This is a genomic window from Nocardia brevicatena NBRC 12119 (genome assembly GCF_000308495.1).
Lineage (GTDB): Bacteria > Actinomycetota > Actinomycetes > Mycobacteriales > Mycobacteriaceae > Nocardia > Nocardia brevicatena.
Genome location: NZ_BAFU01000244.1, coordinates 55,063 through 76,152 on the forward strand (window position 1 = coordinate 55,063; position 21,090 = coordinate 76,152).

A 21,090-nucleotide genomic window follows, 5' to 3' on the forward strand; every position below is an offset into this window, starting at 1 on the left:
GCCGAGGAGCCGGTGATACCGGCGCGCAAAGTGGTGAACACGTCCTCGATCCCGGGTCTCTACGGCAACCCGGGGCGGCTCGACCCCGTAGCCCGTCGAGGGTCACCGACCGTTCGATGTGGCGTCCTCTGCGTTGCTGCTCCTGCGTCGGTTCGGCCGGCCAATGGTTGTCACGGCCGACCAGGCCGATGAGGGGACCGGGTGTCATTCGAGCGCGTGGTGCAGGTGTTCGTGCTGCGCGGTCGGGTACGGTTGCACGGTTCGCAGGCAGTATGGGAGGGCCGCAGGCCCGGCACGGCCTCGAAGCCGTCGAAGACAGCGCGGTACTGCTGACGGTCGCGAAGTAACCGCCCACCGGGCCGGCTCGCCGCCGATCACCACAGCCCGTGGGCCTGCGCTGTAGGACCGCGGGGCGCACCGCGGCAACCAGACCAAGGCGCCGGGATCCGGGTCGAGGCCACCCGGCTCCGTGGCCACTGTGCCCGTCCCGGCCAGGACGTGCACCAAGGTGTCCACCGCGGGGCCCGGATGAGGCGAGGTGCTCGTGCAGGACGCCAAGGTGACGATGGTGGCGTCGAGATCGTGGCGACGCTGGATCGGCAATGACCACACCGTCGGTGCCTGGCCCATCTGGCCATGACCGGCCCGCAGCCCCCACGCACGCACCGTGAACCGTCTCGGATGTGGGCCGCAAGATTATCGAACAGCATGTGCCGCGCCGTGACCGAGCCTGTCATGGCGAGAGGGCGAGGCACCAGGCTTGTTCGGTCTGGCCCTCCAAATGCCGGACGTGGATCATGCCCTCGTGGGCATACAGCAGGCCCCGGCGTAGCGCGTGCAGGGATTCGCCCATATTGAGCTGACGGGAGATCTTGCGCCGATGGTCCGGGTCGGACAGACACTTCGCGGCGTAGATCGTGCGGCGCATCGCCCCGTACTCTTTGAGCGCTGCCGCCCGGACGCGGACAGCTTGCCGACCAGCAGCGAGGCGGTGGCATGCCTGGACTTCAGTGATCCGGCCAGACGCAGGAGATCGTCTGATCCAGGTGGTGGGCCGGCGGTGGAAGGTCGGACACCCGGGCATCGGCAGACACGTCCACCGGGTGCCTACCGACACTCACGTGGATCCATCCATCGGGTGCGGAGAAGTCAAACACCGGTTCCGCCAACTTTTTTCGTGTGAGGGTGGTGGAATGATCTTGTTCGACGGTGTTGTGGACCAGTGATGTACCCAGTCAGGAGCGTGCGCGTGCCCGGTGAAATCGATTCCGCTGTCTTCCCCCATCTGGAGGCGGACCTGGACCGTGTCCGTGATGTTCTCGGGCCCGTGCAGTTTCCGGGCCGGCCGGAGCTGGCGGCACTCACCGACCAAGGCCCGGACACGTCGCGGCGCCTCGTACGTCCGACGTTGACGTTGCTGTCATATTACCTGCTCACCGATCCCGCGACACCGGCCGACGAGCGGGCGGTGCGCGCCGCTGCCGCGGTGGAGTTGCTGCATCTGGGGTCGCTGTATCACGACGACGTCATCGATCACGCCTATGAGCGTCGGGGTCGCCCCAGCGCGAACGCGGTGTGGGGGTCGCATATGGCCGTGCTGGGCGGGGACTCGGTGACAGTGGAGGGTATGCACCTGCTGATCGAACTCGGCCGACGTGAAGCACTGGCGGCGACGGTCGCGAGCAAGCAGATGTGTGCGGGCATGGTGATCGAGGCCGCCGACCTCTACGAGGCGTCGCGCACCGAGCAGGCCTACCTGGCCGCGATCGACGGCAAGACCGCAGCGATCCTGTCGCTGGCCTGCCGGGTCGGCGCCATGCAGGCCGGGCAACCCGAGGACCACGAGGAGGCGCTGGCGCGGTTCGGCCGGGACTTCGGGCTGGCCTACCAGCTCTATGACGACATCTACGATCTGACCTCGACCGCCGAGGAAATGGGCAAACCGGTCAACGCCGATCTGGTCGAGGGCGTCTATACCCTGCCTGTGATCCGCACGGCCGCCCGCGACCGTGATCTTGCCCGCCTGTTGCGCAGAGGGATGACGGTCGAGGAGGCCGCCCGCGTCCGGGAGCTGGTCCTTGCCTCCGGCGCCGTGGGCGAGGCGCACAGGGTGGCCGAGGAATTCATGGACCGGGCCGCCGGCCAACTCGCCGCCGTGGCCGTCGACCCGCGCGCAGGCCACGCGATGACCGCCTACACCCGGTCCATACTCGACCGGCGAACTGCTCGCCCGACCGGGTCATCGATGTCAGCACAGGTCGACGATCATAACTTCTCGTCGCAGGTCACGTCATGGGTGAGGAGTTGGTTGGTGGACACCGGCCTTGCCGCCTCCGCGGCCGAGTTGGACCACCGCCGGTGGGCAGGGGCGTTTCAGCTAATGGCAGCCTTGACCCCAGCCTTGGGCCCCGCGGATACCGTCCAGAAACAAGCCGTCTTCAGTATGGGCATGCTCTGCATTGTATGGGACGACCTGTTCGAGGACCCGCAGCTGCGGGACCCGCAAGCCATCACCGCGCTGAGGCGTGGCCTGGTGGCAACACTGCGCCAGGACCCGGACAAACCGTGGCGGCACGGCGCGCTCCCGACAGCGTGGGCGAGTGTGTGGCCACGCCTGCGCGAGGGTCGCAGCGCCTGCTGGCAGCAGCAGTTCCTCGACGGCCTCGAGGAATGGTTCGAAGCCTGCGAACGCGAAGCGAACCATCGCATCACCGGCTACATCCCCTCGGTGGCCGACTATCTGCCGCTGCGGAGAGCGACCAGCGGGTTCGATGTCTTCCTCGCCGTCCTGGAGGCGTACCAGGACCTCGAATTGCCGCCGAAGCTGCGCAGCCACCCCGTGATCCGCCGTTTCGAGGAACTCGCCTTCTTTGTGGCGTTCGTGGAGAACGACCTGGTGGGATTCGATCAGGACGAGGCCGACCAGGTCCCCTACAACCTGGTCCGGGCGATCCGCCACGAGAACGGATGCAGCCGTAGCGAAGCCATCGAGCAGGTGCAGCGCCGGCTCGCGGATCACCGCGCCCAGCTCGACGCGGTGATCCGCTACATTCCCGCGCTGCTGCGCATCCTTCCCGGCCTGTCCGGGCAGGGGAAGAAGTACGCGGCGCTCTTCGAAACCATGACGAATATGGCGCTGTCGGTGCCGCAGAGCGATCGGCACACGCAAACCTCCGCTTCCGGAGGGCCGGAGCCGGACTTGGAACGACTGCGCTGTGAGGTCTACTACCCGGCCGCCGAGCCGGCTCACACCGCGTCGTAGTTCTGCGTTGCCGGCGAAGCGGGTTGTCCCGCGCGAGTCACCAGGTGGTGCTCATGCGGGACACCGGTCAATGCTTCGCCGGCTGTCCGAGCACGCCGATCGGCATCGTGGCCCCAAGGACGAACGGGTGCGCAGGTGGTTACACCATATCCACCCGATTTTCGGCGAAAACTACGACTACCCCGGTTACTGTGACCATGACCTCCGGCGGCGAACTCGGTGACACCACAGTCTGGCGCCACGTCGGCCCCGACCGACGTCGCCGTCTACCGCAATACTCGCGGCGAGCCCGTCGAGCACCGGGATGTGGGTATCTCGTGCGGCGGGTGTCGGCCTCACAGTTACTGCGGTTCCCAGCCGAAGTAGCTGCAGCGCCGCCCTTCCAGACGCCGAGTTTGTCGGCCTGTTGTCGGGTCGGCTTCACGTCGTAGAGTAGGTCGAGGTTGATGGCGATGGCGGTGGCGCTGCCGTATCCACAACTGAGTACCGGCCCGGTCGGCATACGGCCTCGTGGATGTAGTTTCGCATATCGGCGTGGGGCCGTCGGAGTCGTCGGCTCGCCGTCTCATCGCCGAGGCGTTGGGTGCGACCCGGCTTCCGCGCCGCACACCCGATCCCGAGAGAGCTGGATTGAGGGTTGAGCGCCAACAGGTCTGACCGGCGAGAGAACACCATGATCGCGGTCTTCCTCGGCATCTTTCGGGCCGCCACCCAAGATACGGCGAACAAACACCTCCGAGGAGCCGACCCTGATTGCTGGATGACACCGCCGGCGTCTATTCCGTACGCCGAATCGCCCGTGTCACAAGCCAACCAAGGTAGATTGCCGACGCTACGAAGCCGACAGCATAGGACGACACCGAACTGTCTTCATCGCCGAATAGCAGCCCGACAACAAGGCCCACGATAATGGTGCCGGTAATCAGGGTGAGCACTCCGCCTATCACCCACCCGACGATCCGGGCCGGAGTCCACCTGTTCGCCGCCCCGGCCGGACGTGATCGATCTGAGAGTCCGCTCATCCGACAGACCCTACCCACGGCATCGGGGACCGGTCCCGGACGTGGAACTCGCCGACCGGGCCCCACCTACCTGTTGCACGACACCAACCCTCCCGTCCTGATCATTATCAGCCAGGGCATGGATCCAATAGGATTGCCGGACAACAGTTCTGACCGGTATAGAACGGTCGACGGAGAAGACCTCCGCAATGCGGAGGTCCGGTCATCCCGATTGAAACCGAGGTGGAAGTGCTGACCGAAGGCAGCCTCGATGCCGATTGCGAGATCCGGATACTGCGAAGGCTGGATGGGAAGCCGGTATGTACGCCGCAGTCCGGCACGCGCATTCCGCGGGATAGGGAATTTCCGCGTCGGCCGCCGATGGCCACGGCCGGGCAGCTGCAGCGCCACCGCGCGTCAAGGAAGCGTGGTAGCGGTTGACGAAGCCGCTACTCTTCGCAGCCAGGGCTCCGGATCCCGCCGGCTCCATCGAGCTTCGGCATCACCACCACCGACTGGCCTGAGAAGCGATTGAAGAACGCCGCGACCTGTTCGTCCTGAGCGGTACATCGTGTCGACGTCAGCTTCCCGGGCCAGGCGTGAACGGTTATGGATCCTCTCGTCTACACATGTGTTTCGACCCTGAAAGTGCCCCTGGGCACCGTGACACCGGTTCGCGAGGTTGTCGGTGGTGCGGAAATATCCTGTCGCGTGTGCGGGTCCTGCACACGTCCGACTGGCATATCGGAGGGGTCGGCTGGGCCTACCTGGCCATGGAAGCCACAGCGCTCACGAGTTGACTCGTCTGCGTCAACATAGCGGAGATGTCCCTCGCCCGATAGCAGTACGAACCGGTCCAGATCAGAACGACCAGTAGGCACCTCGCTCGCGCTCCAGCGGCGGGACCATCTCGAACCCCTTGCCGGTCAATCCGCCGAAGGTGTGCACGGATGGCCGAGAACACACCGTCGTCGACGCTGGCTCGGTCACCCCGCCGGGCCGGATTCGCCGAACCACTCCTCCAATTGAACTGATAAACGCGATACTGGGAACGCATGGCGCTGACGCTGGTCCGCCGGGCATCGGATGGAAGACAACGACGCGGAGGTTCCTGTGCGGCAACGGCACTCCCGGCGCCCTACCGGTGAACTCACCTACGGCCACGACCAGAGCGTAACGAAGACACCCGACGGGTGAGGATGACGTGCTGCCGGTCAGCTCGATTCGCCGGGCTGGGCCGGTTTGCCGCGGCGCGGTTTCTGCCGTTGTCGGTAGGACTCGCCCTCGACGACGAGCTCGTAGGCCGCTGATCGGAGCCGGTCCATCGCGGACTGCGCCGGCAGCGGGTCGGCCATCATGGTGAGGATTTCCGGTGGTTCCCGGTTGCTGGTGATCACGGTGGAGGCTTTGCGGTGACGTTCGACGATCAGTTCGTAGAAGTCGTTGGTCTCGGGTGCCTCGAACCGGTGCAGGGCCAGGTCATCGACGATCAGCAGGTCGACGCGGTGCAGTTTGCGCATCTCGTCGTCGTAGCTGCCGTCGAGGCGGGCGCCGTGGAGACGTTTGAACAGCTTGTCGGCGCGTTCGGTGTGGACGCTGCGGTTGCGGCGGACCGCGATATGTCCCAATGCGTTGGCCGGAAACGTCTTCCCGACACCGGCCGGGCCCGTGATCAACACGTTGTAGGCGTCGGCGAGGAACCGCAAAGAGGTCAGCTCGGACCAGAGCTCGCGGTCGAAGCTGACCGCGGTCGAGTCGTCCCAGGCTTGCAGCTACATCTGCGGGTCCAGGTGAGCGACCTTGGCGCGGCGTTGCTCGGAGGCCCGGTCGCGGCGGGCGACTTCGTCGGCGAACAGCATCTCCAGGAAATCGTGATGCGGCAGCCGGTTCGACCTGGCCGGCGCGAGTCGTTCGGGCAGAGTGTCGAGCAGCTGGCCGAGCTCGAGACGTCTCATCAGCGACTTCGGCTCCGGGGAGATCTCGATCGGTTTGGCCGCTGGGGACGTGGCGGGATGACGAGTGGCGCTCACGACGGCGTCCGGATCGAGAAATCGGTGGTGGAACGAACGAATCGGGACGGAGCCGGCGGCGGCAGCAAGGTCAATTGCCGGCCGGTGCTGCCGCGGGTGAGCATGCGGTCGATGACTCCGACGTCGACGACCTCGGCATCGAGGGCGCGGCGGCAGGCGTCGTCGACGGTGTCGGTGCCGTGGCGGCGCACCAGCCCGAGCAGCCGATAGACCTGCTACATTTTCGTGCAGGGCAGCGGATGCTCGAGCACCGCTGCCGCGTAGGCGCCGATATAGACACCGTCGGCTTCTGCCCAACGTATTCAGATCCCGCATCGCATAGGCAGTCAGCTCGCTGGGCAAGTCAGCGGGGTCGGTCTGCCGGCGACCTGCCTCGACACGGGGGATGGACCTTGATCAGCTCACCACGGAAGTAGAGCTTCACCGTCTGCGTGTCGACCCGCGCGGTCGACCTGTGCCCGACAAGGTCTCCGGGAACGCTGTAGAGGGCCTTGGTGATCTGGACATGCCGGTCCGGCGCAACCTTCGGATTCACCCAGGTCGGAATATCGAATTTGCCCTCGGGCAGCGGTTTGGGCTTCGGGTGTTCGCCGGTGGTGAATACCTCCGCCGGCCGAAGTCGACCTGTACCTCGGCGCCCGGTTCGCAATCGGCGACCCGCACCGTCGTGCGCCGCCGACCGGACCCCAATTCCGCCTGCGCGAACCGGTTCAACGTCCGATACGACACCACCACACCCCGGCGGCCGAGCAGGATGTGGATCTTGGTCAAGGTCAGGCCCTGATCCAGCCACTCCTTGGTCTGCCCGGAGTGACCGATAAGGGTCTCCCACGCCTCACTCTTGCCGTTCGGGCGTTTCCGGCGGACACCGGTGATCACCGCTGTCAACAGGCCATCGGTCAACTGCTCGACACCACTGTCGCGGTCCACACCGCACGACTGCGCTCTCTCGACATACCGGCGCACCGTCTTGCGGTCGGTGCCCGAGAGCCGGGCCACCTCCCGCAACCCACGACCCTGCAGCCACAACCGCAGCATCTCCCTGATCTCGATCATCGAAACCTCCCGGTAGCTCATCTGGCCAATACAGCGGCCGAGCGACCGGGAACCCCCGCCGCCACGCCGGTGGTCCCATACCTGGCAAAACCGCTGGTCAGGTGGTCCCATCAGTGGCAAACAGGGTGGTCCCACGCTCATGGCAAAACAGCTCCGAAGTGGTCCCTTCCCCCTGGCAGCCGACAGGTGTGACCCGGGAGTTCCAGTCGGCGTGGGAGCCGGGCCCGCCGCTGGTGGCGGTGATCGAGCCGTCGTAGCCGAAGTAGCGCGTGTCGGGACACACCGCCACGTCACCCCGTTACCGTGCGGGGGTCGACCACAAAGGACCTGCCTGACGGCCGGCGGGTAAGAGTTCCCTTGGCAGCCGGTACTGGCGTAGCCCGATTGAGAGGATCTGGACCTTGAGCGATCTTTCTCGCCGTGATCTGCTCAGGACGTCGGCGGCCGCCGGCGTCGGAGCAGTCGTTGTCTCGGGCCTTACGGCCGCAGACACGCCGGATATTGCGGACGCAAGCGCCCCGGGAATTGTGGCTGCGGGCCACCCGCGTAAAGGCCCGGTATGCCCGCCCGCGACGTTGACCGGCCACATCGTCCGCCCCGGTGACGCGTCGTACACGGATGCGCGACTCGGATGGGACCAGCTCTTTTCTCACTATCCGCTGGTCATCGCCTTCGCGCAGGACACCCAGGACGTGGTGAACGCCCTGACGTGGGCGCGGCAGCACAACGTCGCGCTGCGGGTGCGCAGCGGCCGCCACGCCCTCGAAGGCTGGTCGAACGTCGACAACGGCATCGTGATCGACGTCAGCCGGCTGAATTCGGTAGAGATCGACCCTGGCGCTCGTATCGCGACGGTCGGCGCCGGGCTGAACCAACTGGAAGCGGTGACGACGCTCGCGAAGCAGAACTTTGCGGTCACAACCGGGAGCGAGGGCAGCGTGAGCTTGTGTGGTGCGACGCTCGGTGGTGGCCTTGGGCCCCTCAACCGCTGGCTCGGCATGGCCTGCGACAGCCTGGTGGCGGCCGAGGTCGTCGTCCCGTCGGGTCACGACTGCGCCGAGGTGATCAACGCGGACTTGCAGCATCACTCGGACCTGCTCTGGGCGCTTCGCGGGGCGGGAAACGGTAACTTCGGGATCGTCACACAACTCACCTATAAGGTGTATCCGCTCGAGCATCTCGCCTGTGTGCAGGCGACATGGGATGGACTTGGGGACCTGTACGGGGTCTTCGAAGCGTGGCAGCGTACGGTACCGTTCGCCGACAGCCGTCTGGGATCCGAGCTCGAGATCCACAAGTCCCAGATCCTGCTGTCCGCGTGGCTTGTGGAGGGGGCGGCGGTACAGGCCAGAGAGATTCTTGCTCCGATCCTGTCGGTCGGCACGCCCGATGTCACGGTGCAGGTCGGTAACTGGGGCGACGTTTTTGTGGGAGCCCAGCTCCCGCTCGAGCAAGAGCCCGCGAACTGGAAGTTCTTCTCGCAGTTCGTCAAAGAGCGGTTCCCGAAGAAGGCGATCGACGTCATCGGCGACTTCATGCGAAACGCTCCTACAGAGCAGAGCAACTACTTCGTCGATGCCTTCGGCGGGGCGATCCAGAGGGAACCCCCCGGCGGCACGGCGTTCGCGCATCGCGACGCGCTTTTCTACGGCGAGATCGGCGCAGCCTGGGGGACTCGTTCAACACAACCAGGCGTCGGTGACCCGCTGACCTCGCAGGCCCAGGCCTGGACCGCTGAGTTCAGCCAGGCGCTACGGCCCTATGTGGACGGCGCCTACGTCAACGTGCCGAACGTCGGAATGCAGGAGTGGGAGACCGCCTATTGGGGGAGGAAGCGCTTCGAGCGGCTGCGCAGGATCAAGGCGAAGTACGACCCCCACAACGTCTTCCAGTACGAGCAGAGCATCCCGCCCGCGTCACAGTGATCGCCGCGGTCTGCTTGGCGGGTTTGCCTGTCCGGACCGGAGCGATCGCTCTGGTCCGGAACTCGGTGGGATAGGCGCGTGGCACGGGGGTCGGCCTTCCGGTGAGGCAGGCCAGAGGCTCACGACTCATCTGCTCGGTTACGGCCCGGTCAGCTCGTGCGGCGCGCAGCCCAGACCGTGCGTTCGGTCCGCAGTGCCAGGTCGTCGCGGCGCAGGAGGCTGTTCGGGTCGGCGGTGTCGAGGAGCCGGTCCAAGGCGGCGAGATCCTCGACCTGTATCGCGCCCGCGACGCTGTGGCGCAGGCGTCGCAGGATCGCGAGCGCGTAGTGACCGACGGCCGGTGTTCTCGTGGCTGGAATTTCGACGGTGAAGGTGCGTGCATCTTCGATGGTGAATCCGGCTGCAGACAGCAGCGGTGCCCAGTCGGCGCCGCGGTGCGGGAGGTGTTCGGCGTGAAAGTGAGCGGTCGCGGCGTGGCAGCGATCCTCGAGTCCCGGACGTTCGGCCGGCGCTGTTGCGGGCAGGAATCGTGGGTGACCGGACAGTTCGACGACGGCGAACAGGCCGCCCGGTTCGAGCGCGTCGTAGACCTTGCTCAGCGCACGAATCGGGTCCGCCATGTGGTGCATGGACGCGGAAGCCCACATCAGATCCGGTGTGCCGAGGTGGGGCCAGTCGGGGGCGTCGAGGTCGGCGGCGATGGTGTCGACCTGCTCGAGCAGCCCGGCGGTACAAGCTTTGTCGCGGAGCCGGCGCAGGTGGTCGACGGAGGAGTCGACCGCGGTGACGTGCGCGTCGGGGAAATGCTCGAGCAGGGTGAAGGTTCCTGCGCCGGTACCGGCACCCAGATCGATGATTTCGCGGGGCGCTGTCTGTAGGGGCAGCCACGCGGCGATGGCGGTGGTGTACTCGGCGAGGACTTCCGCGTCCAGGTCGAGGATTTCGGCCTGGACGGCGGAGTCGGCGACATGGGGCGTGGTGTGGCGGGTGCTGGTCGAGTGCGTGTGTGCCATGCCCACCACGCTAAACGGCTATGCGCCTATGGCAAGCATTGTCCCGAAATGCGCAAGGATGGGGCAGTAAAGGGTGCTTGCTGCGCAATCTCAGCGGTCAGCCGCAGCTGCCGGCGGCCGAGCAGTTCTGGCCGGGGCCGTCCTGGTCGTCGCGTTGATGGCCACGCCGGGCATCGCGGTCGAAGATGCCGATGATCTCGCACGGCCCGCCTTCGGCGCCGATCGCGTGCGGCAACATGGTGGGGAACTCGGCGGCCTGGTTGGTCTCGACCCGGAAGCGCCGGTGGCCGAGCATCAGGACGGCGGTGCCGGAGAGCACGACCAGCCATTCACGGCCGGGGTGTGCGCGCATGCGCGCCGGGTTGTCCGGCGGTGGCCGGGTCATCCGCCGGCGCACCACGCTCATGCCGGGTTCGCCCTTCATCGACCAGCGCATGCCTCCGTGCGCTCCGTCGATCACGGGGCTGATGACCACATCGTCGGCGTCGGTCTCCACCAGCTGATCCAGGGTGGTTTCCAGGGCGCGGGCGAGGATGACCAGCTGATCCAGGGCCAGGCGCCGCTGGCCGTTCTCGATCCGGGACAGGCTGGATTGGCTCAGATGCGCTCGCGCGGCCAGTTCTTCCAGTGACCAGCCCTGCGCCACACGCAGGGCGCGGATGCGCTTGCGTACGAGGCTGTCCAAACCACCCTCTTCTTGCGTCATGAGCAACATTGTATGCCTTTTCCGCAAGGCGCGGTTACGGTCGTTCGTGGATGTCCAGAACCGCTGGACCAGGCATGAAGGGTATGGACATGACCGAGACCGCATTCACCTACGCGTCCGACTCACTGCCCGACCAGACCGTCGATGTCGTGGTGAGCAGGTCTCAACGGCGCACTGATGCCGGCCCGTTCACGGCGTTCGGTCGTCGTGATCGACAGTTGCGACCTGCGAAACGCCCCGACCGAGGCCATGCACCGATTTATCGTGCTCGATGGCACTCCGCCCGCGCAACTGCTCGAACGCGGACGCGAACAAGTGCGCCACTACGATGGCCGGGTCGTGCACGCAACGGTTGCCGACACCGAACCAGCCGCCCCGGCCGCCGACGCTGACCTGCGTTTCACCGTCACACTGACCGACGGCCGCCGTCCAGGTACCCGCCGCATGCTGGTGGCCACCGGGCTGCGGGATGTGCTGCCCCCATCCCCGGCCTGGCGCAGATGGCCGGATTCGCTTCCGTCGAGGGCGGTTACCTGTCCATCCTGCCGGGCAGCATCGCCATGGCATCGGCATGGGCCTGGCGATGACCCCCTCCACCCAAGCCATCACCAGCTCCCTTCCCAGGAAAAGCAAGGCGTGGCCTCGGCACTCAACGACGTCACCCGCGAGTTCGGCACCGCTCTCGGTGTCGCCCTGCTCGGCGCGCTCGTGGCCACCGGCTACCGCAACTCCATCGACGGCAAGCTCGACGGAATCCCGCACGACACTGCCGATATCGCGCGCGAAGACATCGCCAACGCCGTCGATATCGCAGGTAGCGCGGGCGAGCATGCACAACAGCTGGTTCAGGCAGCCCAGCAGCCCTTCGTCCACGGGTAGCAGCAGGCCATGTGGGTGTCGCCGTCATGGGCGGCCTGCTGGTCTACACCCTGGGATTCGGCCCGAGCAAGATCGTTGCCGAGCATGCAGGAGACGCCGAGGCGCTCGAACCGGTCACGCCCCGATAGCCCGGACGGTCCTGCGCCACTGCGCTGCAGGACCATCCGGCTTACTCCCACTCAGGGACAGTGCACGTGGTCACCTCGGCGCTCTCGGCGGCGCTGGTCGCTGGTCCGGCGATCACGGTGGGCGTGCGGTGGAAGAACGCCGTGCCGAAGGCTTCCGGCTGGTCGGATACTCCACCCCGCGCGGCAACGCCGCCGCGTACTATCCGGAAACCAACCCGCTCGTACCACTGGATCACATCGCGGCACAGTCCAGTACCCCGGTATCGAAAGCGATAGTGATCAGGCTCGAGTTGTGTGGGACCCCGACGCGACAGGCGCGATGAACCGGATCCGTCCCCGCAAGCGATACCAGGGAGCGCCGACTCGGCTATTGATAATTCGATTCTGTCGGGCGACGTACCGCTGCCAGTGTCCTGAGTCGTTGTTCAGCGCCGTAAGTTTGCGGCAGTAGTGGGCGAGGCTGTCGAGGATTTGGTCGGCGGTTTTGGTCCAGACGAACGGTTTGGGGTCCTCGTTCCAGGCATGGATCCAGGCCTGGACGTCGGCTTCGAGTTCGGTGACGCTGTGGTGGGTCGACCGGTGGAGTTTGCGGTTGGTCAGTTCGGCGAACCAGCGTTCGACGAGGTTCAACCAGGAACTGCTGGTGGGGGTGAAATGCAGGTGGAAGCGCGGGCGGGCGGCCAACCATCTGTTGACGGCAGGGGTTTGTGGGTGCCGTAGTTGTCGCAGATCAGATGGAGATCCGACTCGGCCGGGGTGTTGGCGCCGATGGCTCGAGGAACCGCAGGAACTCCTGGTGGCGGTGGCGTCGGTGATGCCGGCCGATAGAACCCCAACGGCAATGTCCGGCGCGGCGAACGATGCGGCACCAAGAACTGAGAGGTGAGAAGCGCCGAACCAAGACACACGTCGGTGCAAAGTGAACTGATGGCAGATGCGAATCGTGCCCACACCCCGCCGGTGGGCACGATCGCCGGATCGGAACGGCATCTTCGTCAACGAGATGTCCACCCGTTCCCCGAGGTTGTCTTGACCAAGGCAGGAGTTCACTCGGCAACGAGTCACCGCCGGAGGCGCATGGTGATGGCGACCATCGCCGCACCACCCCGGGGGGTCGACGCCCCGCGGCGCCCTCCGTATCCGACGCCTGTGGATTCCCGTGCTCGAAACGCTCCACCGGTCAGCGGGCCACGGCACCCACCCGGAGCACCCCGGCCGGGTCGTGTTGCGCGCCGAGTGCGGCCAGCCAGGCATAGGTGTCCTGGTCGTAACACCGGCGCAGACGTGCCGGGTCGGTCGACGTACCGAAGTTGGGAAGCTCGCCACCGGTCGCCCACGGTGAGAGCGCGGCGATGAGACCCTCGGCATGTGCGGGTACCACGTCGGCGATGGGCGGGACCAGCGCCCCGATCACCATGACATTCGCTGCCGCCCCGCGATGGCTGAAGGCCGACGGCACCGACGGCGTGTCGGCCAGCGCACCGCCGAGCAGACGCAACTCGACGACAACCTGCGGCGATCCCGAGCCCGGTCCGGCCTGCCGGAGGAGTTCGGCGATCAACTCCGGGGACACCTCGGAGAGCAGGGCGCTGCGCTCGAAAGTGGGCATCGGGTCGACCGGGTCGGCGTGCACCGCACCCATCGCCGCATAGGGCAAGGTGCCGATCGCATCGAGAAGCACAGGCCCTGCCGCACGGACCTCGTCGAGCAGCGCGGCCGCCGCGCCGGGATCGTCGAGGCTTGCCAGCCGCACGGACACCGTCGTCCGGCCGGCCAGCACCGGCGGCACACCCGGCTGGTCCGGGAGCTGGAGCAGCGCGATGGACGTAGTCGCCGAACGCGGCAGGTCCACCGCTAGGCGCAGCCACGCCGCGTACACATTCGCCGCCGCAGCGCCGTCGAAATAGAGTGCACCGCCGTAGAATTCGGTGATCGGAAGCAGATCGATGACCACCTCGGTGACGATGCCGAGGGTGCCCTTGCTGCCGCGCAGCCCCCAGAACAGTTCGGCATTCGTCTCCGGCGTCACCTGGTGGATGTTGCCGTCACCGGTGACGACCTCGAAAGAGCGGATGTAATCGGAGGACAGCCCGACCGTCCGGACGAACGGTCCGATCCCGCCGCCGGTGAGATAGCCCACCACCCCGACAGCCGGCGCCGAACCCGCGAGGGGGGCCAGTCCGTGCGGCGCCGCGGCGTCGATCACCGTCTGCCAGCGGACACCCGCGCCCACCCTGGCCGTGCGGGTGGTGACATCGATCTCGCAGCGGTCGAACCCCGAGGTGCGGACCAGCAGGGAGTTGCCGTCGATGTCGAAGGCGCCGTGTCCGGTATGGTGCACCGCCACGGTGAAGGAGTTGTCGGCCGCGTAGCGCAGGGTCTCGGCGATATCGGCGGCATCGACCGGATCGATCACCGCCCACGGTCGCCGGGACACGGCGAGGTTGAATCCGGCTGTGGCATAAGCCGGCTCTGTCGGCCGCGAGACGACACCTCGGACACGGGAGCGCAGATCGGCGACGTCGGCATCGTCGAGGGAGAGCGTCATTGCGGATACCTTTTCTGTGCGGACACTTCGACGGCTGGTTGCCGTGCCCTCACTGTCATCCGCGTTACTTGGTGAAACCTTGGTGATGGCTTGGCGCGACGCCGACGGCCTCGCGCGCACGCTCGGCGACCTGCGTCAGCCCCACGGCAGCCGCCACCCGTTCCACATCCCGGAGCTCGGCGTCGCGCGCGGCGCCCCCGGGGGCCAGCAATGCGCGCAGGAGGCGACACCGTACGGCAGCCGGCAGGCCTCCGGTCCTCGCCGCGAGCGCCGCGACATCGTCGAGGATCTGCCGGGCCGCCTCCGGACGTCCGACGAGCGCCAGCAACTGCGCGATGGACAGCCCGACCGGACCGACACAACCCACCTGACCCACCGTGGCCACCATCGCCTTGAACGGCATCAGATAGTCGATGAGCCGCTGTGCGTAGCCGACGAGGCCCAGATCGGCGACAACGTGACCGAGCAGCACCGCCTGCGCCAGGGAGGTCCACACCATGGGTCGTTTGTCGGCGAGCCACGCCTCGACCATCGCGACGGCCAGATCGGTGTCGCCGGCGCGACCCGCGATGGCCGCCACTCCCGAGGCGAGGAGCATCGCGACATCGTTCTCGCTGAACTCTGCGGCCATGGACTTCGCCCAGGTGACCGGATCGAGGTCGCCGGTTTCCACTGCGTCGTCGAGCAGGCCCTGTTCGGTGGCCAACGCCATCATCGCGATCGCGCCGCTGTCCGCGACGTACAGTTCGGTCTCCCGGTGCACGGCCACCGCGATCCGATAGTGCTCGGCGGCCAGCGCGAACTCCCCGCGCCACACCGCCAGCGTCAGCTCCATCCACCGCAGCTGCGCTCGTAGGATCGGCAACTTGAGCCGTTCGCTGCCGAGGATCCCGCGCCGCAGGTGCTCGTCGGTGGCCCGCATATCCCCGATCGCCATCAGCGACATGGTGAGTACCGAATCCGCGATCACCCGGTCGACCGGCGCCTGCGGGTGATCGAGGGCATCCAGCCGCGCGGCCACCACGATCGACTCCTCCACGTGGTCGGCGACGCCGGAATAGGTGATCAGCCGAGCCAGTACGACATCGGCGGTGACCTCGGAATCGGCCACAGCACCGGCCAGCGACTCGGCACGTTCGAGCAGTCCGGCCGGGACCGACGCGTCGGGGTGGTAGCAGTGCCCGATCGCGAGTGCGGCGAGCACCCGTGCCCGGCTGCCCGCATCGCCCTCGACCGCGACCGCGACCTCGGCGGTGGCCAGCACGGTATGCAGTCGTCCCGGACCGCCCCACGGCGCCATCCACGGCCACCCGCCACCCGATCGGACCAGTGCGCCGGCCAGTCGGCCGATGGTCGCCGTCGAACCGCGGCGCACCGCCTCGTCCAGTCGCGCCTCGACGGTCTCCAGCACCGATCGCGCGCGACCTGCCCGCGACAGCGACTCCAGCAGATCGATCAGGATGCCGTCCCGGGCGGACACGTCCTGCTCGGCGGGCGCCATCGCCTCGTAGGTCCGCAGCGCGGAATCCAGCCAGTAGGCGGCGTTTCCCGAGTCCCACTGCGCGGTGGCTTCGTCGGCCGCCGCGCGGCACGCCTCCACCACGACGACCGGTTCGGTCACCGCGGCCGCCGACAACAGGTGTGCGGCCCGTCGCCGGGTCGCGTCGGGGATGCCGAGCCGCAGCAGGACGTCGGCCGCTCGCGCGTGCATCCGTGCCCGCCGCAACGGACGGATGGTGGCGAGTGCCTCCTCGCGGAGCAGCGCGTGTGCGAAGCCGGTATCGCCCCGGATCGGCGACGTGACCAGAATTCGCTCGTCGGCGGCCTCGTCGAGGCAGTCCATGATGGTTTCCACATCTCGTCCCATCACCTCGGCGAGGAGGGAGACATCGATCTCGTCGCCGAGGACCGCGGCATGCGCGACGACCGCGAGGACCTCCGGCTCGAGAGCCGCCAGGCGCCGGGCGAGCACCGATCGCACCGCCGACGGCACCACCTGCCCGAGCCGCTGGTCACGGGGCAGACGCGCGTATTCGGAGACGAACAGCGGATTGCCATCGGTGCGACGCGCCAGGGTGCGCGCATCGGACTCGGTGATCGCCTCACCCGCGATCTCCGCGACCAGCGTCGCAACCTCGGTGGTCGCCAGCCGGGGCACTTCGATGACCAGGCCGTCGGCACGGACCAGCGCCGCCCGCAGCCGGTCCACGTCCGCGTCGACCTCGTCCTCGCGGATCGTGACGACCATGCACACCGGCACGTCACGCAGCACGCCGGTGAGATAGGTCAGGAAGCCGAGTGACATCGCATCGGCCCATTGGGCGTCGTCGACGATCACGGTCAGGGGCCCGCGTGCGGCGGCCTCCTCGACGAGGTGCTGGAGCCGTTCGTAGACGACGAACCGAGCGGTGTCGGCATCGGCGCCGTCGGGCACCGACAACACCTCGGATGCGGTCGCGTCGAATGCACGGCACAGCTGCCGCATCGGCCACCATGCCGGGATGCCCTCGGCGTCGGGGCAGCGCACCCAGACGACCCGCTCCCCCACGTCGTCGGCCAGCCGGGCGGCCTCCTCCGCGAGCCGGGTCTTGCCGATCCCTGCCGGTCCCTGGAGCAGCACCCAGCGACTCGTCGACGACGATTCGGCGGTGAACTGTGCTGCCAGGGCTACGCATTCGGACTCCCGGCCGACCAGCGGCCGCGCGGGTAGGCCGGCATCCCGCGGCGGCGACGGGTCGGCAGCCGGGGACTCGGGCGCCTCGACCGCTGTGGCCCCCGCCCAATTCGGCGTCCGCGGCCAGGCCGCGATCACCGGGTCGTGACGCAGGATCGCCGAATGCAGTTCGCGCAGTTCGGGGCCCGGATCGAGTCCGAGCTCCTCGCCGAGAGTCCGCACATGCCCGGCATGGACATCGAGGGCCTCGGTGGTCCGACCCGCCCGATGTAGCGCCACCATCTGAAGCCAGACCCCTCGATCGCGCAGCGGGTCGTCGCGGCGCAGCACACTGATCTCCGCCAGTGCGCCGGCCACGTCGCCGTGAGCGAGCAGCGCGCCGATGTGCGCGTCGCGCACCACGGTCAGTGATTCGGCCAGTGCCACCGACTCGACGACCACCCACTCCGCGTCGGCGAACTCCGCGAGCAGCGGGCCGCGCCAGAGGGCCAACGCGGCTTCGCTTTCGGCCAGCGCCACCGCCCAGTCCGAGTCCGCGGTCGCACGCCGTGCCGCATGGGCGTGCGTGACGAACTCGGTCAGGTCCACCCGGTCATCGGTGACATCGAGCCGATAGCCGGGACCGACACGTTCGATCGGCGACCTGTCGGCGCCGCACCGCAGTGCGCGCCGCAGATTGGAGATGTAGGCCTGCAGGCTGGTCAGTGCGGCGGCGGGCGGCGTCGCACCCCACACCGCGTCGATGAGCCGGTCGGTGGACACCACCGCGCCCCTGGCGAGGAGCAGCGCGGCCAGGACGGCACGCTGCTTGGGCGATCCGAGATCACCCGGCACGCCGTCCTGGCGAACATCCAATGCCCCGAGGACGAGATACTCGCGCACAGGGCGACTCCTTCACCGGCTCCCGAGCAGCGCAGCGTTGCGATGGTCGATTGGTGCAACCAGATGTTGCGATCATCAGAAGTGTAAGAGCACGGTACGTTCCTCGCTGGGCCTCATGCCCGCGTCTGCCTCATGGTCACCGCGCAGACCGCGGCACCGGCCAGCGCGATCCCGACGCCGATCCACAACGCGGTGTGCAGTGACGACACGAACTCGGTCCGCGATCCACCGTGCAGCACCGACCGCGCGGGGAAGACCGCACCGAGAGCCGCGACGCCGAGCGCGATACCCGACTGCCGGAACACATCGTTGATACCGGCGGCCAACCCGGCGTCGTTGTCGGAGCTCTCGGCCAGCACCAGCCCGCTGACCACGGGATTGAACACACCCGCGCCGACACAGGCCAGCAGGAAGCCGGGCAGCAGGCCCCAGCCGGACCCCTCCACCCCACCGGTCGTCATCCAGGCCAGGCCACCCGCCACCGCGACCATCGACCCGGCGAGCAGCGTACTCGTCGGCACCCGTCGGGCCAGTTGATCGGTCAGCCCCGCGACGACGAACATCGTCATCGTGCCGGGCAGATACACCAGTCCGGCCTCGATCGCGGACAGGCCGAGGACGCCCTGCAGGTAGATCGTTGTGTAGACGAACAACGCGAACATCGACACCGAGATCGCGAAGGTGACCAGGTGCGCACCGGCGAACCGCGCGTTGCGCAACATCGACAGCGGCAGCATCGGCTCGGCGACTCGACTTTCCACCGCGACGAACCCGGCGGCGGCGACAATCGCCATACCCAGCACGCCCACAGTGACCACGTCGGTCCACCCCCGGTCGTTGGCTTCGATCAGGCCGAAGGTGAGCGCACCCAAAGCAATGATCACCAGCACCTGTCCAAACCAGTCACCTCGACGGGGCGACGTGCTCGCCGATTCCCGAAGCCATCGGGTCGCAAGGATCATCACCAGGCCGATCGGAAGATTGAGCGCGAAGATGGCACGCCAGTCGATGGTCTCGGTGAGAACGCCGCCGGCCAGCGGCCCCACGGCGAAGGATGCGCCGATCGTCGCTCCGTAAGCGGCCAGCGCCTTGGTCCTCGCGGCCGGTTCGGGGAAGGCATCGGCCAGGACCGCCAGCGACGACGCGAACAGCAGCGCACCGCCCACCCCCTGCACGATGCGGCCGGCGATGAGCACATCCATCCCGCCGGCCATCGCACACACTATCGAAGACGCCGTGAATATCACCGCGCCGCAGAGGAACATGCGGCGCCTGCCGAACCTGTCGGCCCACCCTCCGGCACTGAGGACCAGCGCAGCCAGGGTGATGGTGTAGCCGTCGACGACCCACTCGAGCGCGGACATGCCGGCGTCGAACTCGCGGGCCATGGCCGGAAGTGCGGTGTTCACGATGGCGATGTCGAGCATCAGCATCGCTGTCGCCAGACACACCACGGCCAGGGTGACGCGCTGCACGATCGGGCTCGGGGCCACAACCACCGGTTCCGCGGCCGCATCGGATGCGCGCAGCCATGGTGGCGGAGTCGAGGGCCGGCTCGGTGGGGAGAGCACGGGCGAAACGGACACGGCAGAACCGTCCTTCACGAGGTCGTCGGGGCGGGCGACCGAAAGGCCGCGCGGGACGATGCCCACCGTCGCCAAGCCCGCTTGGCGAGGGCTTGCGATCCGCTTGGCCCTTGGCCCGACATCCCTCGATCAGCCCCCCGTTCCGCGACCACCGTTATCGGACCGTCGAAGGGACCTCCGACGCCGCGAGGACGTACTCCACCACCTGCAACGGTACTTCCGGATCCCCGATTCGAAAGACCGCCTCTACCAATTCATGCCCCTGTTCGTGAGACCACCCCAACCCTCCACCGCACCCACTGGTCGATCTGGCGACGCCACGCCCTTTCCTCGGTGGTTTTGTCGTGAGTGCGTATCTCGGTCAATCGGCCGACGTTTCGCGTTCCAGCAACCGACATCCTGATGTCGAAACTCGTCCCGACTCATTCCGAAATCGACCCGGCCCAGATCTCCTACTCGAGCCGGCCCGGACCCTGCGAAGCCCGGCAATCAGGGACCTCGGTGGCCAGTGGGTGAGGTTCACCGGTGAGGTGTACGACGGCGAGGGCGACTTCGGCGATAGTGGCAGTGGTGTAGGTGCCTACGCATGGACACGGCTTCTCGGGCGGAAATGCTACGAAAAAGTGTCCGAAGGGGGAGTCGACCATTACGTCCACGTGCTACGGCAACGGGAAATGCTGGTCATCGAGTAGCTGCACCGGTATCGGCGCCGATACGTGAGGGGACTGCCTTGTTGGTATTCGATGTTATTTCCGTCCCGCATATCCTCTGTGCACGTCTTTGGCCATCGATAAATGCACCCTTATCGCTACCGAAAACACAAAATGACCATGCGACCGTGCAGGAGACGTGTAAACAGCCGAAAATGGAGTCTCTGATGGGGATTTCGAGGTCGGTAGTGGCCTACCTGCGTACGGCGCATACCGGCTCGGGGCCCGGCCGACTCGCAGTCCCCGATGTTCCGAAGGTGCGGCATCGGGGGGCTGGATTGATGCTCCTATTTGTATCAAGCTGCGTATCAGGCTGCGGTGAGCCATGCCCGATAGCATTGGGCGAGTTCGCAGTCGGGGTGGTGCCCAGTTCGGTGCGGGCGAGTTTGCTGATGTAGGTGCCTATCGCGGCGGCGGCAGCGGTGAGGGGGATGTTCTTGGCTTGTCGTGTCGGGCGTAGGTCGTCGAGGTCGGGGGCGGCGAGACCGCGGGACAGGGATTTGAAGACCTCGCGGGCGATGGGGGACTGCCGCTCGGCGCTGGTAGTCGCTGCCATACGCGCGCCAGAGACACTGACCTGGAGATGCTCATTGGTCTCACCGTCGCAGGTTCGCCCCAGTTGCCGGTTGGACAACTCGCCTGCGTTCTGCCTCGAATCGATTCGATGAAGCGTTGTCGTGGCGGTCGCCG

15 protein-coding genes and 3 pseudogenes are annotated in these 21,090 nt (G+C 67.2%); 6 read left to right on the plus strand and 12 right to left on the minus strand.

What is annotated here, in order from left to right; translation table 11 throughout:
* The first annotated feature begins 201 nt into the window (after positions 1-201).
* Positions 202-333: a hypothetical protein gene (locus tag ON20_RS40100; protein ID WP_281032936.1), complete on the plus strand. Its 132-nt coding sequence runs from the start codon at positions 202-204 to the stop codon at positions 331-333.
* 400 nt (positions 334-733) lie between these two features.
* Here the strand turns inward: ON20_RS40100 and ON20_RS35280 are convergent, their stop codons facing one another.
* Positions 734-1,084, minus strand: a complete 351-nt coding sequence (locus tag ON20_RS35280; protein WP_083865495.1) for a Tn3 family transposase — start codon at positions 1,082-1,084, stop codon at positions 734-736.
* 165 nt (positions 1,085-1,249) lie between these two features.
* Between ON20_RS35280 and ON20_RS30245 the strand changes: the two genes are divergently transcribed.
* On the plus strand, positions 1,250-3,262 hold the full coding sequence (locus ON20_RS30245; protein ID WP_051163653.1) for a polyprenyl synthetase family protein: 2,013 nt from the start codon (positions 1,250-1,252) through the stop codon (positions 3,260-3,262).
* Positions 3,263-5,477: 2,215 nt separating this feature from the next.
* On the opposite strand, the pseudogene ON20_RS30250 reads toward ON20_RS30245, so the two are convergent.
* The 4 genes and pseudogenes from ON20_RS30250 to ON20_RS39505 all read right to left on the minus strand — a co-directional run bounded on the left by ON20_RS30250 (position 5,478) and on the right by ON20_RS39505 (position 7,370).
* Positions 5,478-6,218, minus strand: a pseudogene (locus ON20_RS30250) (ATP-binding protein).
* Between the two features lie 71 nt (positions 6,219-6,289).
* Positions 6,290-6,484 carry a hypothetical protein gene (locus ON20_RS39500; protein ID WP_245547572.1) on the minus strand — a complete coding sequence of 65 codons (195 nt, stop codon included), beginning with the start codon at positions 6,482-6,484 and terminating at the stop codon, positions 6,290-6,292.
* Positions 6,485-6,636: 152 nt separating this feature from the next.
* Positions 6,637-6,828, minus strand: a complete 192-nt coding sequence (locus tag ON20_RS41165) for a Mu transposase domain-containing protein (protein ID WP_438803456.1) — start codon at positions 6,826-6,828, stop codon at positions 6,637-6,639.
* On the minus strand, positions 6,825-7,370 hold the full coding sequence (locus tag ON20_RS39505) for a hypothetical protein (protein ID WP_245547573.1): 546 nt from the start codon (positions 7,368-7,370) through the stop codon (positions 6,825-6,827). The genes ON20_RS41165 and ON20_RS39505 overlap by 4 nt, the downstream gene beginning before the upstream one ends.
* Before the next feature lie 380 nt (positions 7,371-7,750).
* Between ON20_RS39505 and ON20_RS30265 the strand changes: the two genes are divergently transcribed.
* Complete coding sequence (locus tag ON20_RS30265) at positions 7,751-9,274, plus strand: FAD-binding oxidoreductase (RefSeq protein ID WP_040841422.1); 1,524 nt, start codon at positions 7,751-7,753, stop codon at positions 9,272-9,274.
* A gap of 149 nt (positions 9,275-9,423) precedes the next feature.
* Here ON20_RS30265 and ON20_RS30270 read toward each other — a convergent pair whose 3' ends face one another.
* Together ON20_RS30270 and ON20_RS30275 are read right to left on the minus strand one after the other, a co-directional pair.
* A complete protein-coding gene (locus ON20_RS30270; RefSeq protein WP_040841452.1) occupies positions 9,424-10,287 on the minus strand; it encodes a class I SAM-dependent methyltransferase in 864 nt (287 codons plus the stop codon).
* Between the two features lie 97 nt (positions 10,288-10,384).
* A complete protein-coding gene (locus ON20_RS30275) occupies positions 10,385-10,993 on the minus strand; it encodes an XRE family transcriptional regulator (RefSeq protein ID WP_040841454.1) in 609 nt (202 codons plus the stop codon).
* 636 nt (positions 10,994-11,629) lie between these two features.
* Between ON20_RS30275 and ON20_RS38285 the strand changes: the two genes are divergently transcribed.
* Positions 11,630-11,872 carry a hypothetical protein gene (locus tag ON20_RS38285; protein ID WP_218002699.1) on the plus strand — a complete coding sequence of 81 codons (243 nt, stop codon included), beginning with the start codon at positions 11,630-11,632 and terminating at the stop codon, positions 11,870-11,872.
* A 253-nt stretch (positions 11,873-12,125) separates the two neighbouring features.
* Positions 12,126-12,323: pseudogene (locus ON20_RS39510) on the plus strand (hypothetical protein); the annotation flags it as partial.
* 85 nt (positions 12,324-12,408) lie between these two features.
* Here ON20_RS39510 and ON20_RS30290 read toward each other — a convergent pair.
* The 4 genes and pseudogenes from ON20_RS30290 to ON20_RS30305 form a co-directional block, all read right to left on the minus strand.
* A pseudogene (locus ON20_RS30290) lies at positions 12,409-12,826 on the minus strand (transposase); the annotation flags it as partial.
* 354 nt (positions 12,827-13,180) lie between these two features.
* Positions 13,181-14,548 carry an FAD-binding oxidoreductase gene (locus ON20_RS30295; RefSeq protein WP_040841427.1) on the minus strand — a complete coding sequence of 456 codons (1,368 nt, stop codon included), beginning with the start codon at positions 14,546-14,548 and terminating at the stop codon, positions 13,181-13,183.
* 64 nt (positions 14,549-14,612) lie between these two features.
* The gene (locus tag ON20_RS30300; RefSeq protein WP_051163645.1) at positions 14,613-18,104 is read right to left on the minus strand and encodes an ATP-binding protein; all 3,492 of its coding nucleotides are present in this window, start codon (positions 18,102-18,104) and stop codon (positions 14,613-14,615) included.
* Between the two features lie 113 nt (positions 18,105-18,217).
* The gene (locus ON20_RS30305) at positions 18,218-19,603 is read right to left on the minus strand and encodes an MFS transporter (RefSeq protein WP_040841457.1); all 1,386 of its coding nucleotides are present in this window, start codon (positions 19,601-19,603) and stop codon (positions 18,218-18,220) included.
* Positions 19,604-20,202: 599 nt separating this feature from the next.
* Between ON20_RS30305 and ON20_RS38295 the strand changes: the two genes are divergently transcribed.
* A complete protein-coding gene (locus ON20_RS38295; RefSeq protein ID WP_040841428.1) occupies positions 20,203-20,382 on the plus strand; it encodes a hypothetical protein in 180 nt (59 codons plus the stop codon).
* Positions 20,383-20,593: 211 nt separating this feature from the next.
* Here the strand turns inward: ON20_RS38295 and ON20_RS38300 are convergent, their stop codons facing one another.
* On the minus strand, positions 20,594-20,956 hold the full coding sequence (locus tag ON20_RS38300; protein WP_218002700.1) for a hypothetical protein: 363 nt from the start codon (positions 20,954-20,956) through the stop codon (positions 20,594-20,596).
* Positions 20,957-21,090 lie beyond the last annotated feature (134 nt).